General features: G+C 53.7%; 19 protein-coding genes and 1 pseudogene. 7 read left to right on the plus strand and 13 right to left on the minus strand.

Annotated elements, in window-relative coordinates; all coding sequences use genetic code 11:
• A pseudogene (locus YWC_RS33105) lies at nt 1-174 on the plus strand (IS3 family transposase); the annotation flags it as partial.
• A gap of 139 nt (nt 175-313) precedes the next feature.
• Here the strand turns inward: YWC_RS33105 and YWC_RS30730 are convergent.
• Together YWC_RS30730 and YWC_RS0124515 are read right to left on the minus strand one after the other, a co-directional pair.
• Nucleotides 314-790: an HAD domain-containing protein gene (locus tag YWC_RS30730; RefSeq protein ID WP_036215908.1), complete on the minus strand. Its 477-nt coding sequence runs from the start codon at nt 788-790 to the stop codon at nt 314-316.
• A 489-nt stretch (nt 791-1,279) separates the two neighbouring features.
• A complete protein-coding gene (locus YWC_RS0124515) occupies nt 1,280-1,921 on the minus strand; it encodes a hypothetical protein (RefSeq protein WP_027867746.1) in 642 nt (213 codons plus the stop codon).
• A 226-nt stretch (nt 1,922-2,147) separates the two neighbouring features.
• Between YWC_RS0124515 and YWC_RS32370 the strand changes: the two genes are divergently transcribed.
• Entirely contained in the window at nt 2,148-2,396 is a 249-nt protein-coding gene (locus YWC_RS32370; protein ID WP_084416577.1) for a helix-turn-helix domain-containing protein, read from the plus strand.
• A gap of 124 nt (nt 2,397-2,520) precedes the next feature.
• Here YWC_RS32370 and YWC_RS0124520 read toward each other — a convergent pair whose 3' ends face one another.
• The 4 genes from YWC_RS0124520 to YWC_RS0124525 are packed head-to-tail and all read right to left on the minus strand — an operon-like array spanning nt 2,521 to nt 4,529.
• Nucleotides 2,521-3,315, minus strand: a complete 795-nt coding sequence (locus YWC_RS0124520; protein ID WP_027867747.1) for a sulfite exporter TauE/SafE family protein — start codon at nt 3,313-3,315, stop codon at nt 2,521-2,523.
• A complete protein-coding gene (locus YWC_RS32375) occupies nt 3,315-3,764 on the minus strand; it encodes a YeeE/YedE family protein (protein WP_084416590.1) in 450 nt (149 codons plus the stop codon). The genes YWC_RS0124520 and YWC_RS32375 overlap by 1 nt, the downstream gene beginning before the upstream one ends.
• A 10-nt stretch (nt 3,765-3,774) precedes the next feature.
• Nucleotides 3,775-4,206, minus strand: coding sequence for a YeeE/YedE family protein (locus YWC_RS32380; protein ID WP_084416578.1), 432 nt, complete (start codon nt 4,204-4,206; stop codon nt 3,775-3,777).
• The gene (locus tag YWC_RS0124525) at nt 4,203-4,529 is read right to left on the minus strand and encodes an ArsR/SmtB family transcription factor (RefSeq protein ID WP_027867748.1); all 327 of its coding nucleotides are present in this window, start codon (nt 4,527-4,529) and stop codon (nt 4,203-4,205) included. Before YWC_RS0124525 ends, YWC_RS32380 begins: the two co-directional genes overlap by 4 nt.
• A gap of 112 nt (nt 4,530-4,641) precedes the next feature.
• On the opposite strand from YWC_RS0124525, the gene YWC_RS0124530 reads away from it, so the two are divergent.
• The 5 genes from YWC_RS0124530 (at nt 4,642) to YWC_RS30740 (ending at nt 9,567) form a co-directional block, all read left to right on the plus strand.
• Nucleotides 4,642-5,391, plus strand: a complete 750-nt coding sequence (locus YWC_RS0124530; RefSeq protein ID WP_027867749.1) for an MBL fold metallo-hydrolase — start codon at nt 4,642-4,644, stop codon at nt 5,389-5,391.
• Between the two features lie 25 nt (nt 5,392-5,416).
• Nucleotides 5,417-5,845, plus strand: a complete 429-nt coding sequence (locus YWC_RS32385) for a protein tyrosine phosphatase family protein (RefSeq protein WP_027867750.1) — start codon at nt 5,417-5,419, stop codon at nt 5,843-5,845.
• A 1,174-nt stretch (nt 5,846-7,019) separates the two neighbouring features.
• Entirely contained in the window at nt 7,020-7,925 is a 906-nt protein-coding gene (locus tag YWC_RS0124545) for a GGDEF domain-containing protein (RefSeq protein ID WP_169728155.1), read from the plus strand.
• Between the two features lie 143 nt (nt 7,926-8,068).
• Nucleotides 8,069-8,746: a DNA adenine methylase gene (locus tag YWC_RS30735; protein ID WP_036215916.1), complete on the plus strand. Its 678-nt coding sequence runs from the start codon at nt 8,069-8,071 to the stop codon at nt 8,744-8,746.
• Nucleotides 8,743-9,567: an 8-oxoguanine DNA glycosylase gene (locus YWC_RS30740; RefSeq protein WP_036215919.1), complete on the plus strand. Its 825-nt coding sequence runs from the start codon at nt 8,743-8,745 to the stop codon at nt 9,565-9,567. Before YWC_RS30735 ends, YWC_RS30740 begins: the two co-directional genes overlap by 4 nt.
• 2 nt (nt 9,568-9,569) lie before the next feature.
• On the opposite strand, the gene YWC_RS34245 is transcribed toward YWC_RS30740, so the two are convergent.
• The 7 genes from YWC_RS34245 to YWC_RS0124570 all read right to left on the minus strand — a co-directional run bounded on the left by YWC_RS34245 (nt 9,570) and on the right by YWC_RS0124570 (nt 16,247).
• Nucleotides 9,570-10,256, minus strand: a complete 687-nt coding sequence (locus YWC_RS34245; protein ID WP_084416580.1) for a nitroreductase family protein — start codon at nt 10,254-10,256, stop codon at nt 9,570-9,572.
• A complete protein-coding gene (locus tag YWC_RS0124555; protein ID WP_027867753.1) occupies nt 10,225-10,827 on the minus strand; it encodes a 7-cyano-7-deazaguanine synthase in 603 nt (200 codons plus the stop codon). The genes YWC_RS34245 and YWC_RS0124555 overlap by 32 nt, the downstream gene beginning before the upstream one ends.
• A complete protein-coding gene (locus YWC_RS0124560) occupies nt 10,824-12,041 on the minus strand; it encodes a PfkB family carbohydrate kinase (protein ID WP_036215921.1) in 1,218 nt (405 codons plus the stop codon). Before YWC_RS0124560 ends, YWC_RS0124555 begins: the two co-directional genes overlap by 4 nt.
• 1 nt (nt 12,042) lies before the next feature.
• Nucleotides 12,043-12,363 carry a hypothetical protein gene (locus YWC_RS30745; RefSeq protein WP_156923879.1) on the minus strand — a complete coding sequence of 107 codons (321 nt, stop codon included), beginning with the start codon at nt 12,361-12,363 and terminating at the stop codon, nt 12,043-12,045.
• An 866-nt stretch (nt 12,364-13,229) separates the two neighbouring features.
• Complete coding sequence (locus tag YWC_RS0124565; RefSeq protein ID WP_027867755.1) at nt 13,230-14,678, minus strand: hypothetical protein; 1,449 nt, start codon at nt 14,676-14,678, stop codon at nt 13,230-13,232.
• A gap of 4 nt (nt 14,679-14,682) precedes the next feature.
• Nucleotides 14,683-15,435 (minus strand): caspase family protein, encoded by a 753-nt coding sequence (locus tag YWC_RS32395; RefSeq protein ID WP_084416581.1) that lies wholly within the window; start codon nt 15,433-15,435, stop codon nt 14,683-14,685.
• Nucleotides 15,432-16,247, minus strand: a complete 816-nt coding sequence (locus YWC_RS0124570) for a hypothetical protein (protein ID WP_027867756.1) — start codon at nt 16,245-16,247, stop codon at nt 15,432-15,434. The genes YWC_RS32395 and YWC_RS0124570 overlap by 4 nt, the downstream gene beginning before the upstream one ends.
• Nucleotides 16,248-16,445: the final 198 nt, after the last annotated feature.

Here is a 16,445-nt window from a genome sequence, read left to right on the forward strand (position 1 = left end):
TTGATCCACCGCCGTGCTCCTTGGAGAACACGTGAAGCCGTTGAACTGGCCACGCTGGAATGGGTTTCCTGGTTCAACCACCACCGCTTGCTGGAGCCGCTCGGTTATATACCGCCAGCGGAAGCTGAGGCAAACTATTACAAGCAGTTGAGCAGTCAGGCTGTTCCGGCCTGACTCACACTAACCGGCCTCCACGAAAGCCGGGGCGATTCACCCCAGGCGACTACTGACCGGTAGAGTGTGGTCGCGTTGACGGCGCATCAGCTTGTACAGTACCGCTATAGGCACGACGCCCAAGGCAGACCGCGTGAGGTCACCAGGAGTTCAGGAGGCGGCGAATCTCGTCCTGTACTTCTGATGTACTGATACCGGTGTCGCCGTTAGTTTGGATAACGTGACCGCGGGACGAATCTGGCCAGCCAGAGGGGTCATCATCCAATGCGAACCAACGGTCAGGCTTTCGAATTTGGACGTCCGATGCAACTTGTTTTCCACGAGGCCAGGCGTCGAAGTAGCCCAAGTTCTCAGGATTGTAGGTCGCACCAATGACGCGCTCCTGGAGGGCTTCAGGAAGCACCTGTCGGGTAACGTCTAATCCAAATTCTGCCACCCATGGTGTGCTCAAGACAATGGAGACGTCGCAATGGGGAGCCAGCAATTCCTCAAGGATTGGAATCCATTCGAAGAGCCCACGCCCCTCTGCTTGCATATGGATTCCAAAGTCGCGGCTAAGGTAGACCTGGTCTGAGTGCAGAACACCATCGAAATCTAGGTAGCAAATTTTGGTCATGTCGGGCTATCTTCATTCCGATTACATGCATTGCTGTCCTGGGCTGCCGAGGCAGGTACCGGCCAGCCCAAAATTGCTGCGGCTCGGCGAATAACCCATTTCATCTCGTCGTCTGAGCCCCATCCAGTCTTCATCGCGCGAACGCAGTACTGGTCAAGGATTGCTTGTTCCGACATGTGTGACCTCTTGCCCAGCTTACATTCTCTCGACTTGGCCACGAATTGCTGGGCCAGGTCTTCGCAAATATCCCACCTCCGGTACAACTCCTGGGGCGTATACCCGGGAAGATAGAAACGACCTCCAGAGGCAACCAGAGGCAGCTTCGCCTGGTATCCCGCTACTGAGCTATGTATTTGCGGCCGAGGGAAGTCGTCGGGTATCGAGTAGTCTGGACTGGTCAATGACGCACCTTCAAGGGGTTGATGTTTGCACTTGGCAATTGATGAAGAAGATTCATATTGTCGCCTTCGATACCGGCAGCCTAACGAACTAGCGCTTCCGTAGACTCGAGCGGAACGCTTTCACCGCATGCGGAAGCGGTTCCAAATCGTGCTGCTCAATTAGCTCAAGAGGGGTTCGATTGCCGAGCGTCTCGGCCGCTGTCGTAAAGAACCTGAACTTTTGCACACCATTGCATGCGCCAAGAGAACCCGACACTGCGTACAGGGTCTTAGTATCGAATCGAGGGTCGGCAAAGAAGGAAGGTATGTATGAGTCTCCGCCCAGGTAATGAACCTCTTGGGGCATCTCGAAAATTTCACGGCTAGCCAGCTTTTCGACCAGAGCTTCTTTGCTCATGCCGGTCCTCCTGAGGAACTCGTCGTCACGGATAAGAGTCCCACTGTCGATGAGCCGCCCCCCAGCAGTGACAATCGCACGGTCAAGCTTCCACTGATGATGTGCACGCTCAGCCGCCGCAGTGCGAGCCTTTCTTGGAAGGAGAAGCACCCGCTGGGCAAACTCAATAAATTCGTTTTCGTCCCTCTTCGTCAACTCAGCGGTAGCCCGAGTGTAGGCCCGCATGACGTCGCGCTCAGACAGCTCTGAACGCTCGCTTTCAGGAGTATCGAGGAAGGCAGTCAGAGCCGACTTATACAGAACGTACGAGGACAAAAAGAGCGGCGATGACATACGTCTGTCCCTAAAAGCGGAAGGCTAGAAAGACCTGGAAGCAGGTGCTATACAAACCGCAGCTATCGGTAATACTTGATGCTGACGACCAAGTTGGAAGCGCCCTGCTGACGGCACAGTCCTGAGTATAGACTCAAATCATGTGACCGTAAAGTATGTGACCTCAAAAGCTGTGACCTCATAGGGCGTGGACATCTGCGAACTGTTGAGAGAACCTCACGCCCATATGTTCATTCCTAAAACCGAAGCGGAAGTACGCGCGACACTTTCAGAGTCTCTCAAGCGGCACAGGGCGCTAAGAAAACTGTCGCAGGAAGACCTCGCAACCGTCGCCGGCGTGAATCGCACTTTTGTAAGTCAAATCGAGAGGCAGCAGAAGAACGTCTCAATCGATAGCTTGAGACGTTTAGCCAACGCTCTTCAGTGTGAGGTATATCATCTCCTCGGTGGGCCAACGAAAATCGATGAAGAGTGACCTGGCGAGCCTTGGTGCCCATCGCACTGCTAAGTGAACGGACTTTGTGGTTGCGCTGAGGTTATGGTGAACTGAAACCGATGCGCCTGGCGGGGACTCCGGAGCAATTGGTTCACTTGGATGTCTACATCGACTTTGCAACCATACCCACGGCGACGGCAAGGCAGACAAAAGCAAAAGCAACTCTCAAGTGAGACGGCGCCAATCGTGATGAGAGTAGCGTGCCCATCCCCATTCCCAGCACGGCTCCCCCAGTAAAAGGCAGACCCACACCCAAGTCGAACTTCCCGGCCGACACACTGGTGGCCACGCCTGCAAGGGAGATGAGAGCAATCACTGCCAGAGTAGTAGCAACAATAGACCGGACCTCAAGGTCGGTGTAGCGCTGCAATGCCGGCACCATCACAAAACCGCCTCCTACTCCAAGCAGTCCGGAGAGAACCCCAGCGATACCACCGAACAGTACAAGCGCACGGGCACATTTAGAAGTCCAGATGAATCGGCCGCTCTCGGTGCTCCGGATGCAAGGACGCTGTGTGTTCTTTACATCCACTCGGGAAGAATTTTGTCCAAGGCCTTTGAGGCTGTTATAGGCAACCCACACCAGAACCCCTGCAAATATGATGCTCAGCACTTTCGTATCTAGCCGCTGCGCTAACCACACCCCGAGGGGCGTCAGCACGATGCCGCTAACGGCAATCAGCATGGCGGCCCTGTAGCGAACAATCTTCGCACGCAGCCCAACGATGGCGCCAACGGCTGCCGCGGTTCCCACAGCAAGCAACCCAACAGGCCCTGCTTGGCTAACTGTTAGATGAAGACCAAATACCAGCATCGGGACAGCCAGAATGCCTCCCCCCGCACCGGTTAGCCCCATGATGATGCCAACGAGAAGCCCCAGTGCGACCGTTAGAAGCATCAGCCGCGCTCCGGCCGGGCCCGCACTGCAACCTTGGATTTAGCTCGCTCTAGGATTTCAAATGCGGCCATGCCAGCAAGCATTGCGATGCAGAACACAACAGGCTTGGCTCCTCCATACGCAAGCGAAGCCAAGGCAGGTCCCGGACAAAATCCCGCCAGCCCCCAGCCCACACCGAAGGTTAGTCCGCCGACTACTAGCCGGCGGTCAATCTTGGTAGAGGTCGGGAGCGAAATGGCATTACCCAGGACTGACTTCGGTCGCTTCAGTATGAAGGGGAAGGCAAATGCACCAACTAGCAACGCCCCACCCATGACGAAAGCAAGTGAGGGGTCCCATGCTCCAGCCAGGTCTAAAAAACCAAGGACTTTAGATGGGTCTGTCATGCCCGAGGCAGTCAAGCCTAAGCCAAAAAACAGGCCGGCCAACAATGCGCTTACTGATTTCATTTTGAGCTCCTCATCCAAGCAAATGGCGAACAATATAAACGGTAACGAAACCAGCGAACATGAACGCGACAGTGGCCGCTAACGACCGAGGTGAGCGTCGAGAAAGGCCGCAGATGCCGTGTCCACTTGTACAACCTGAGCCATACCGGGTCCCCACGCCCACGAGCAGGCCGGCAATGATAAGAGTCCAGTAGCCTGCATCGATTTGCACCGCAGGCAGCCGCGCTACGAGAGCGAACATGAGCGGAGAAATCACCAACCCTGCAACGAAGGCAAAGCGCCAAGAAATGTCGCCTCGCTGTGGACGCAAGAGTCCTCCAACGATGCCGCTGATACCGGCAATTCGTCCGTTGAGCATCAACAATAACGCGCTCGCAAGTCCAATTACGATGCCTCCAGCGAGCGACGTCCATGGCGTAAAGTGGGTCCAGTCGATAGTCATTTTTCGCCCCCCGTCTTGGGGCAGTACAGTTGATACAGCACCTGCAGCACAGCTAGAGCCTCGGCACTCGCGATGCTGTAGTAGATTTGCTTACCTTCGCGGCGGGTACACACCAACTCCTCAGCACGCAGAACTGTTAATTGCTGCGAGAGCGTTGGTTGGCGTATGCCAGTCACGGTTTCTAGTTCGCTTACAGCGAACTCGCCCTGTGTCATCTGGCACAGCAAGAGCAGGCGGTCTGGGTTGGACAGAACCTTAAGCAGGTTGCACGCTGCCCCAGCTGCAGCGCGGAGTTGGACCAGGTCAATCGTTGGTGTCGCCATGTTTGAGTCCATTCGAGATAAGCTTCAGAACAAACTATATCACAATATAATATATTGTGTGATATATTGATGTTGACTGTCCTTCAGTTCACCATCCACCCAAGGAGCCATCATGATATTCAGACAACTCTATGAGCCGCTGTCGAGCACCTACACTTATCTTCTTGGTGACGAAGACACTGGTCAAGCCATCCTCATTGACCCGGTCATCGCAACAATACATCGTGATTTGGCAGAAGTGCGTCGGCTCGGCTTGACCTTGGCCTATACCGTCGATACCCACATACATGCTGACCACGTTACCGCGGCGCTTGAAATGAAACGGACCGTTGGCAGCAAAATCGCTGCCCCCGCTTGGGACAGGTTGCCTTGCGTGGACTTCGGCATCGAAGAGGGAACGCCTTTTCAAGTTGGCGGCATCAACCTGCACCCTCTACACACCCCAGGTCATACTGATGGCCACTTTGCATTTCTCTCTGCGGGCAGGGTCTTCACAGGTGACGCGCTGCTCATCGACGGCTGCGGCAGAACAGACTTCCAGAACGGTAGCGCCGACGCTTTGTACAAGAGCGTGCGTGAGAAATTGTTCTCCCTTCCGGACGAAACCTTGGTCTATCCGGCACATGACTACAAAGAGCGCTTTGTCTCATCCATCGCTCAAGAAAAGGCGCGTAACCCAAGGCTGGGAGGAGACAGGACTCTTGATGAATTCAAAACCATCATGGCGAGCCTGAACTTACCGTACCCCAAGTTCATCGACTATGCCGTGCCAGGCAACCGTCAATGCGGTGTTTGCCCACCCAACTTACCCGAGAACCTCGCCCAGTATTGCCAGCAGATGTCAGCTAGCCCTCAAGGCTGAGCGAACTACAACCGCGGAGAACGACATGGAAAATTTCAAGCAAATTGAAGACGGTATATTCTTAGGCCCTCAGCCGAGCGAAGGTGACTTGGCAGAGGCCAAGCGACAAGGAATTGCAACAGTGATTGACCTACGCTTGCCATCTGAGACGGCAACGCCGAATGCGAACCTGGTGCGAATGCACGAGCTCAATTACGTGAACGTGCCAGTCGACAAAGCAGCTCTGTCGACAGGCCAAATTGCTTCTCTTGAGCAAGCCATTGCTCAGACCGAAGGACCACACCTGGTTCACTGCGCTACCGGCGCAAGAGGCGCTCTTTTGCTTGCCCTTAGTCGAGCCAAACAACACGGTTGGACTGCCGAGCGCACGCTCGAGGAAGCTGCATCAATGGGCTTCAACCTGGAGGGCTCAGATGCGTTTGTGCAGTTCGTGAAAGAGGAAAGGAAGGCATGAACCTCGAATATAAAGGGCGCCTGCTGAGCAGCATGGCTGAAAGGTAGCCCCCGCCTTCGAATCTTTTACCGGTCCCCTACCATTCACTGCCTCGACATGTTCGACAGGAGGAGCAGCCTGGCGACGAAGCATATTTACTGTCCAGTTCTGGCTTACACCCTTCCCGCCCAACTGCCAGCGACAAGCAAATGGCTACCGGTCAGCGGCTAACGGTACCTCTTGGCTTTGGACGCAGGTCCCCGTAGCCCCGGGCAACGGGGACGTCAGAAGCCAAGGTGTACGTTGCCCATTCCCGGCCTAGGCAAGAAACTGTGCTCGTTGGCCAGCGAATTTATCATGTGTCGCTATACATGTCAGGTCAACAATACAGGGACAGACATGCAAGACTTTTTAATCGACTTAGCGGCGGTCATCATCATCTGCTCGCCTATGGTCGCAGTCATAGCATTCGGCATTTATAAAGGAGACTTCTCAAGAGTTAGCGAACCTCTTCCGCCTCCGGACGAGCTTGAGTTGCGTAGACGAGCGAACGAAACCATGCTCCGCCACGAGAGAAGAGCCATGTATGAACGTAGCTATATCCAGTCCAAGTGCGACAGTGAACTAGCAAAAAAGTGATTCAAGCCCCTTAAGCAGCAGCCTAAGGGGCTTTGTTCTTGTAACGTTCATATGCCGGCTGATGCGCCGTCCTGCCGGCGCTAGGTCGAGCGCAGTGCAGCATGACACTCCGGTATCGAAATGCTCTCACGCGCTGCTCTTTGTCTTAGTGGTCGGCCTTCTCGCTTTCATCGGTCTCGAAATCGGACGCCGAGTCATGCAACAACACGGCGAACAGATGCTTTCTTTGGATTCACAACAACGACAACCATCGCCGTGAGACAATATCCTCAGAGAAACTTCCTCCCTCGCTATGATTTCGTCCGACCACTTACGGAAGCTGAAGCCCGCGCCATTTTTCGTGATACCTGGCTTGGCTACAGAACACGGCCAAGCTATTGCACGCATGTGCTGGACTTTAGTCTTCGCAGCCTACCTATACTTCAGTCAGCAATTTAGAGGAACTCCGCAGTACTCAGCAGCGTGTACGCTTGCGGTAATCCACTTTGTCTTCGCTGTCTCGGCTTGGCTTCTCATAAGAACAAAGGTTGGGGGTGCTCCCCTGCGCTTTCTCACTATGACAGTAGACCAAGCGCTGTTTGCAACTACGCTCTACCTCACGGGCGAGATAGCAGCGCCGTTCGTTCTGATGCCCGTATTGTTGACGTTTGGAAGCGGCCTCCGATACGGCAGAACCTATGCTGTTTTCTCCTCAACAATCAGCTCAGTGTTGACATGCGCTGCACTGATGTTCTCTCCCTACTGGGAACAATACCCCACTATCCGCCTTGGGTTGGCCGTTGCCACTATTGTGCTTCCGCTGTATCTCTTCCGCTTAACGGACGCGCTTGGTCTGGAAATGCGTACTGACTCCCTGACGCAGTTGCGAAACCGAATTGGCTTCGACGAACTCCTCGACGAGCTTTGTGAGGGTGCTATCTCTGCAGAGCACGAACGTGCTGTTGTCTTCATTGATTTGGACGGCTTTAAGAAGATTAACGACGTGCAGGGACACGACGGCGGGGACCTCGTACTCAAACATGTAGCCCATTGGCTGAACGTGGAGCTAGGGCCACTAGGTACTCCTGCACGGTTCGGCGGCGATGAATTTGCCGTTATCGTCAGCAAGCGATTCGCTCGCATGGATTTAGAGGCAGCCCTTACACGATTCCTTAAGCGCGCAGAAGCTGTAGGCGAGCTTGTTGAGAGTCCACTTGGCGCGAGTATCGGTGTCTACTATCTCGAGCCGGCTTCCGCGATAACGTCTCGATTTGCGTGCAAGGCTGCTGACCAATTGATGTATAGGGCAAAAAAGCTAGGCAAGAATCAGTTCGTCATCTCGACTAACCAGAACTTCTCCGCAGAAGGTTACCTGGTTGACCTGCCTACCCCACCTGTCCCGGTCGAGGAAACCGCCCTAGCTGCGACTACGTCGGTGCCTGCGGACTACAGGCTCGATAACGTAGTTCGGTTGCACTTGTAGTGCCTCCTCCTGCGCCAGAGTAACGCCTCTACGGACGCTACTTAAGACGTGGTGTGAATCGACGAATTCACGGATGAAAACGCGGGAGCCGTCGAACGGCTTCGCAACTTGACATCATCGGCATTTTTGACGATGATGTACGCATGCGATACCCAGGTGGCAAAGGCAAGACCTTCCAACACGTCATCAATTTGATGCCGGTTCACGATGTCTATATCGAGACCCACCTTGGTGGGGGCGCTGTTATGCGTCACAAAAAGCCAGCTCGAGTGAACATCGGAATCGAAGCAGACGCTTCAGTGCTGGCGGCGTGGCCAAAGATGCTGGACCAAGATGTCCAGCTGGTACACGCTCAAGCCGAAGACTTCCTCGCGCACTACCCCTTTACTGGACGCGAGCTTCTGTATGTAGACCCTCCCTACTTGCCAGAGACCCGGCGCCGCGCCAAGGTGTACCGCTGCGACTATGGTGTCGCGGACCATGAGCGTCTGCTACGCATTTTGGCCAGCCTGCCTTGCATGGTCCTGATATCAGGCTACGACAATTCTTTGTACGACGAACTCCTCCCAGGGTGGAGCAAACATACTTTCCAGGCTAAGACGCATGTCGACGTGCGTACCGAAACCCTTTGGTTCAACTACGCTAGTCCAACAGTCCTCCACGACAACCGGTACTTAGGTACCACCTTTCGCGAGCGTCAAGACAGCAAGCGGCGCCTAGCGCGCTTAAAGAGTAAAGTGGACGCAATGGACCCGTGCGAACGAGCTGCGTTTGCATCATGGCTACACGAAGCCTACCCTCAACACGGAACCACACCATGACACAAACAGCGACAATTTATTCCAAGGTTGGGTCGTTGTGCGTTGAGTTGCCATCTCCAAACAGCGAGGTTATGCCAGGTGTCCTGTGGGGCGCTATCGACGCCTTTCCTACTCCTGCCTATTGGGTCTATCAAGTTGTGCATCGACGCGTGTCTGGAGGCCCGCCGAAGTACCGGCTTGGACGCACTCTTGCGGAGGAAGTAGGCGCCTGCCTGCTCGGCGGACACGGCATTCCTGCAGCGGTCGGATTAGCCGCGTTTGAGCAGCTGCGCGCACACGGCGCATTTGCTGAGCATGCACCGTCACATGCCCAACTATTGGAGTGGCTTGCCCAGCCAATCATGGTCGGCGGCAAAGAGGTTCGCTACCGCTTCGCAAACCAAAAATCCAGATACCTTGCGGAAGCGCTGTCTGCTATCCACGGGGCTCCGGCAATACAGTCCGGACGTGCCCTCCGAGAGTGGCTGCGAGAGCTGCCAGGTATTGGCTATAAAACTGCGTCGTGGGTGGCGAGAAATTGGTTGGACGCCGATGACGTAGCTATCCTGGATGTGCACATTCTCCGTTTCGGTCAAGCCGTCGGACTGTTCTCCTCGACCCTCACGGTCGAACGCCACTACCTGGAGTTGGAGAGACTGTTCTTGAATCTTTGCTGCTGCATCGATGTGCGTCCATCTGAGCTCGATGCAGTGGTGTGGCACGAGATGGCAACATCTCCACTGACGGTCAAGAAACTGATGAGCGAACTCAATGGCGTACCTACTAAAGCGCGCCCACCACGACGTGCAACAAAGGCTGACCAGCAGCTCATACTAGTCTAGCACTAGCGGACTTGGGCACCGACGACCGCTAGCCCAACTCCATGTAGTTGCCCAGCAGGAGAGATTGGCGCCAAGTACAGATTTCCGGTCATACCAAGCGGACAGAAACCAAGTCCCAGCGTCTCTGTAACCAGCGACAGATAACCCAGGAGCACTCCTGCATCTCGCCATACGAGACTCTCTGCACCCTCATACTTGGCTGCGGTTTTTCCCGGCTCTGCGACCAGTCCCACTAGAACTGCTTCGCTTGTTGGGAGGATGTTTGCGGCCTTTTCACGAGCGCTCTGTGCAAGTTCTTCCGTACCTGGTACGCCAACGAGGGCATGTTCGAGTGGCTCGTACCGCTCCCAAGGCATCCCGGCTGAACGTTGGCATACCACATGGATGGGATGCATTGCTCCAGCTGAGGGGTAAGGGCGAAACTCCTGGTCAAACCCGAATTCGGATGAGCGAAGACTATGGGTTCGACAAGTGAGCCATAAAAGCGCTCCGAGCTCAGACACCGGAAGTGCATCCAGCAAGCGTCGAGACTGGCGTTCCTGAAGCACTTGCGCAATGTCGACGTTGGGCCGGGCAGCCGCGGGCTCAAGCCCGGTTACCGCCCCACGCGGCCACTTGAAAGGCTCATAGTAGCCCGGTGTGGCGCGGGGTTTCGGCTCACAAAAGCTTTCCTGCATATTCGAGGTCATACATGGACTGATTGTACTTGTTGCAGCCTCGACAATTCCCACATGGCAGATTAGCCTTATGGCAGCTATGCGCCCAAGCAAGGATTGCAGCAGGCACCTCGGCCGTCCTGACCAGCTCTTGCGTAGTCATGCCAATTGCCGGTGCCTCGACGCGTAAAGTGCCTTCCTGGTAGCTCAGAAGGTCGTCCATTAGACGAACGAACTCTGTTGTGCCATCTCGGTGTCCTTCGTCTGAACTCACGCTTCCGATAAGAAGCGTTGTAGCGCCCAAGCCAATCGCCTTCATGGCAGCCAGGGTGACAAGTAACTGGTTCCTGTACGGCCACCAGTCGCTTGCCGGCGCTGCCGCATCGGGCTTGGAACCTGCCATGTCGCCAGAGCCGAGCGAGCGACAGTCCACGGTCACAATATGGTGTTCGATTCCAAGCTGCGCGCACACCGCAGCCGACGCCTTTTTCTCGGCCTCAGCTGCCTTCTGCCCATAGTCGACCGTGATGGCAATCTGTGGACGCTTCCACCATGCAATCGAGATGGAGTCCATGCCACCGGAGAGGAGAAGCGCGGTCTTCAAATCTCAGCCGCCTTCCATAGGGTCGCATAGAGCGCAGTAGTGTAGTTCTTGCAAATGATGCAGTCTGACCCTTCTGCCATTTTCAAGCTTTCCGTGCTTTCGCGTTCGCTGTAGACCACAACCGGCTTACCCAAAGCACGGGCGTAGCCAACTTCGTATAACGTGCCCGCATCCAGGCCGTCTACGATAGCAAAGACAATATCCGAGTTTTTGATGGCATCAAGGTCCTGCTGCACAACCTGCTGCGCATTTCCATAGCCAATGTCGTGAACTGGTGAGAACACTTTCAGGCCACTCTCGAGCAGGTTACGCCGGGCTTCTTCGACCATCCAGACTTGGGGCAGGTCGAAAAACGGACCAGCTAGGTAAACCTGGCGTTTCACGCCTCCCAAGAAAGCCGCTGACGGCTGAACTGGTGGCGGTGCGTAGCCGTTCAACGCATCACGCGGCGGTAGGCTCATTCGTTCGCAATAGTAAGCGGTCGCGCGCGAGGCGCGCTCGGCCGCAGCCAATGGCGTACAGCCATCGTTCATCCAAGCGAGAGCAAAATGTGCGACAAAACAGTCGCCTGAACCAATCTTCCAGACGTTACCGGTCCGGTATGCTGGCACTGTCTGAACTTCGTTATTTGCCCATACGAGGGCGCCGGCCGGCCCCATTTTGATGATGACGACTTCGGCACCTTGCTGCTGCGCTAGCATCCGGGCGCAGTCTTCCAAGGGTTGACCAAATGCATTCGCCATCGCCTGGGCTTCGTAGGCATTTAACACCAAGGCAAGATGATTTGCGGTCGAACCGTTTGCGCCGAACGGTATCGCTGTTCCCATATTCTGAGGGTCGTAGACAGCCCAGTCGGCGTTGACAACCGCATCTCCGTCCAAAATCCCAAACCGGACTACCTTAGCTTCGTTAACGATAATGGCTGGTTCTGGGGTTGCTGGCCGCCCGTGGATGCTTGGCTGAGCCGAGTCGTGCATGTACCGGAAGCGTGTGAGTGTCTCGGCACGCTTTTCCACCACTTGGAGGTTGTCGTACCAGACGACGTCCGCCTTGAACTGCGTGCCGCTCTCCTCGGTGAAGTATGAATGCAACGTTACGTCAGCATCCATCTTGGCCAAGGCAACGGCCGCGCGGCCAGCCGAACCAAAAAGCTCATTCCAATTCGGACGCACACAATACTCGCCGTACACGCCTCCCACCACATGAATCGTCATATTAGATAGCTTCAATCTCAACCATAATTTGGGCGCCGTTGATGGACACAACAGTCGCCTTGAAGAGAGTGCCACCCAAGAGGCACTCACGAAGTTTGTTGACCAGGCCCCCTGCCAAACCACCAACAAGGGTTCCGTTTTTGGAAACCGCCACCGCCTGCGCACCGTTTATGTTCACAACGCTGACATCAAGGACATCGCCTTGCCGCACGGTCTGAATTGCCCCTGGTTGGGGAGTTGCAATCTGTGTACTGAAGCGTAGCCGACTGCATGAAACATCGTTATCGGGAGTCCAAGAACCTCCACCACCACTACCTGACATACCATTCCTTTGTGAAGAGCTAACTCGTCATTGGCCAAACCTTAGTCCGCTTCCAGAGTCGCAAGCTCATGCAGCGACTCCGCCAGAACTGGTGGCCCCATTGCCGCCATGAATCTTACTCCGCTGTTACCATCTTGACAATTTCGCCCCATGAGATTTACTTCACGATAGCTTCACCTGCGAAAGCTCAAGACTGATGAAGCTAACCTTCTCGACATCGAACGTATCATGCTCAATTGGGATTCTCATCGAAGAGCAATGTATTCTATTGTGCGTCAGAATCGCTTTTGCAAGGTATGTCGAGGAAATAGAATTAAAATATTCCGCTCTTGAGCTCTTCGACAATCGAACAACCCCATTTGCATAGAATTGACCGTCGAGCATACAGTATGCAGGCGCGATGGTGATGGCATCATCCTGAACTTGATAACGATTATATGCGCATGTGCATCCTACATGTAGCGTGGAGCCATAAGCTCGAGAAATGACGTGCCCGCTACTGCATACGCATCACCTTCTACGCAAAAAAGTCCGCTGACTTTTGCCAAAGGACTTTTGAAATGGTATTTGAACGTTGCGCTAGTCAGTCACGCAAATAGACACCGCACGTTACGTTATAAGCGCCCAAACAAAAAGCCTGCTTTCGCAGGCTTTTCTTAACGGGCTACAAATTTTCTTGCAGCTTCAACGTTTCGCTGAGAGCGCTTAGTGTCCTCTCTTACCTTCGTAAACGTTTCCACCTGCATTGTCCTTGAAAAGTGAGTCAATTGAGCATCATCAATCGCCCTCATCTTCACTTTGCCTAGTTGTAGGCCTTGGTTCTGTGGCATATATTCCTCCTTCAAATAGCATGTATAGCGACTGAGTTAAAAATCTCTCAAGTTTGTGCTCATCCTGGAGTAAGGAAGAGGTGCCGGCGACAAAGTCAAAACGCCGTTCAAGAAACCAGAGTCATTTCGGTCTACAAACCACGCCGTTTGTGAGTCAAAAATTACCCACATCGGTCGATTATCATACACTCCTGCGGTTGCGTCAAGGACAGCGCGTACCTGCACTTGCTTGTTCGCCCACTGTGCCCGTGTAGCGTACTCTACTATCCAAACGAACTGAGCCATAGGTAGGCTCATCACTCCTTCGACCAAGTTAGCATCGAATTCTGACGCCCGGCTTCGCATGAAAGATGAGAGCGATGCCGAAGTTGTTAAAAAGTAACGAATTACGCAATCACTCTCTTCAGGGAAGTCGAAGACACCTGCCATGCCAGGCAGGTCCTCGGCAAAGCGCTGGACTGAGTTTGCAGGATAGAAGACCTTGTCCGGTAGAGGTACAACAACGGTGTCTATGTCGTCAATGCAGTAAGCCAGGCCATCCGTAGGACTACCCTTCCCGACCGCGACGTAAGGTAGCCAGTTGTCATCGACGGCAAGAAAGGCGCTTACATTGTCCCATGCGTACGAAACTTCCGCTGTAGACGAGATTGACGTCAAGGCTTCTTGCCCCATCAACACCACTGCATGCTCTTGGGAGGCCATATGTGCGTACAACGGGAACCCGGACTCCAGGTAAGCGTGGACCTGGCGGAAAAAGTGTTCAGTCTCTAACGGGTCAGTAACATCCCGAGCCAAAGTCCAGGGAAACATGCCGGCGTTTCTGAAAACCATCTCCGCATCTGCCACAGTTAGGCCAGAAGAAGGAAAGAGACCGCCAGTGTCTTGGATGTTTGCCATTCGCGTGACGTCATGCGTCAGGAACTCAGCATATTTTCGGTATCGATTGCTGTTGTGTCGAAGAATGGACCAACACGCGGTATGGGCACATACCGAGATGTCCGTATGCTGGTTCATCCACGGGAACCCACACACCTTGAGCTTATAGCCCATCACGTGAGTTACAAACTCAGAGTAAACCATTTGTCCAGGGCTTGCACGCCGCGCCTTTGGTGCAAGCACAGTACGACCAATCGTCGAGTCTTCCAGGTCAATCGGCCGAACCACCATAAACCCGAGATAGCACTCCTGGAGCTCAGCTTCACCGAACGAGAATCCGAGTCCAGCACTTATAAATCCTGGGTCCTGCGAAAAAAAATGTAGGCGCACGCATTCACGTTCATAGCGAGCGCCCTGGCGCGCGTAAAAATTGTAGTAAGTGCTTCGATAGTCCTTATCGACGTACTTCTCCTCAACCACGATGCCTTTGACCGCAGCGGTCAGCCCTTGTGCAAGCACCCCGACGACATGCGCAGCTTTATAATTGTCGCCAAGCCCGTCGAGTTGTGCGTAGTCAGCAGGACCGTTGATTGCAATCCAATAATACATTTAGTCAAATCCAAACGCAGAGGGGAAAGTAAGGAGGCGTACGCATTTTCATGATTTTAGGGTTTTGCTCAAAACGCGTATCCTGCATTAAGGTCTTCGTTGCTTGGATATGAACCGCAGAGACTGAGTGCGCAGCGTATCTATTTTCTGCAAGCGGCTTGTCATAACTCCATTTTCTCGCAGCATCAAGAAAAGCAAAAGTATATCTTCCTCCGCGACCGAACTCGTCATCATAGGAATATTCACCGATGTTGCAAGCGTTGATAACGATTATACCCTCTGCGCATCCTGTAACTGCTGCATCAAACGCGGCACGTGCTTGACGCGGATGGGGAAATGCTGGAGCCTCGGTAACTGATTCGAAGGTAGCCTGCGATTTCTGCATTTTTTGCTCTACGACTTCTCTGCAGCAATCTAAGACTATAGTTTGTTTTTTAGCAGCATCGAGCTTCTTGGATTCCAAGCATTCGGATTCATTCAACTGAAGTAACGTGTCGCCTTTAGTCTCCGAATATGCTCCATGACCAGAAAAAGCAATCAAGGCGTAATCGACTGTACCCTTGACCCTCGCCAATTCCGCAGTTACCTCGCTCAAGCGAGGGCCAATCATTACCTTCACTTCGTGCGAAAGCCAATTCCCACCAAGCGGGCTAGACAAAAAGCTTTGCCATCCTACGATGTCGCTTTCAACACCAGGAAGGAAACCTTCAGAATCGGCCTCCCCAGCATATCCTATGATTAACGCGTAACGTTTCATTTCTTTTCTTCTCCGGAGGATGTCGATATCTTATGCTTTCCAACTGAGGCGATGAGCGACGGAATCCACTTTTCCAAAGCCCCTGCTGCCACACTTAGAAACATTAAAAACATCACCTCGTTATCAGGATTGACCAGTCCCCCGAACAACAACTTAGCCTTGACAGCAAACACGGCAACCATCGCAGCAATTCCGCCAACGATGACGCGCATGCACGCCTCCCAGTAATGAAGACGCTGCTTCGCCCCAAAATCAAAAGACGTCTTTCCCATTCGGAAAACGATAGAAAGCAAAGCCCCAACAAATCCCAGCTCAACGTACACCAAGTAAGCGCCCAGGCCTGCCATCAGCTCTACCTGATTGAGATTGCAAACGAGCGCAACAACGGCTAGTACCAGCAACAGAGCGCCGGTAGTGATAGCAGCGGCGGATAAATACCACTCGCGCGACTGCTCATTCTGGCGTCGCTCAAGGTAGGCCTTGGCTGCCTCGTACGCAGCCTTCGCTGCAGAGTACTCGTTTTCAAGTGTGCGAGCTATGCCCTCGCAAATTAAACGCTTGAATCCAATTTTGTCGTGCCGCGAAAGGAAAATATGCGGCGAGTTTTCGACGTTCGAGGCTTCCGAAATGAGCCGGGCGTACTTTGCCTTGTCAGTTGGAGGTTTGGCGTCGTATTTATCTGACGTTTTGTAATCACAACATTCGGACTTGTTAATAAAAACAATAAAATCGTCAGTTTCCAGGACACGCTCGAGCACATCTAAATCTGCCCATTGCTGCGAGAGTTGCAATTCGTTAGCGGTATCGCTCATGATAAATTTTGTTTTTCTACTTTTAACGTCAAGGACGGATTAGCTTGCTTCAAAAGGTCGTTGCCTTGCCAAGGCCACCGACGTGCTCGGCTAGTCACCGAGCATACAACTGAGAGTCCGTGCACGCACAGGGCGTCGCTAGCTTGAATTCACGCCAGCGACCTTATTGGGTGTACGAACATGAAATAGCAGGCTCAG

This window comes from Massilia alkalitolerans DSM 17462 (assembly GCF_000427785.1).
GTDB lineage: Bacteria > Pseudomonadota > Gammaproteobacteria > Burkholderiales > Burkholderiaceae_D > Telluria > Telluria alkalitolerans.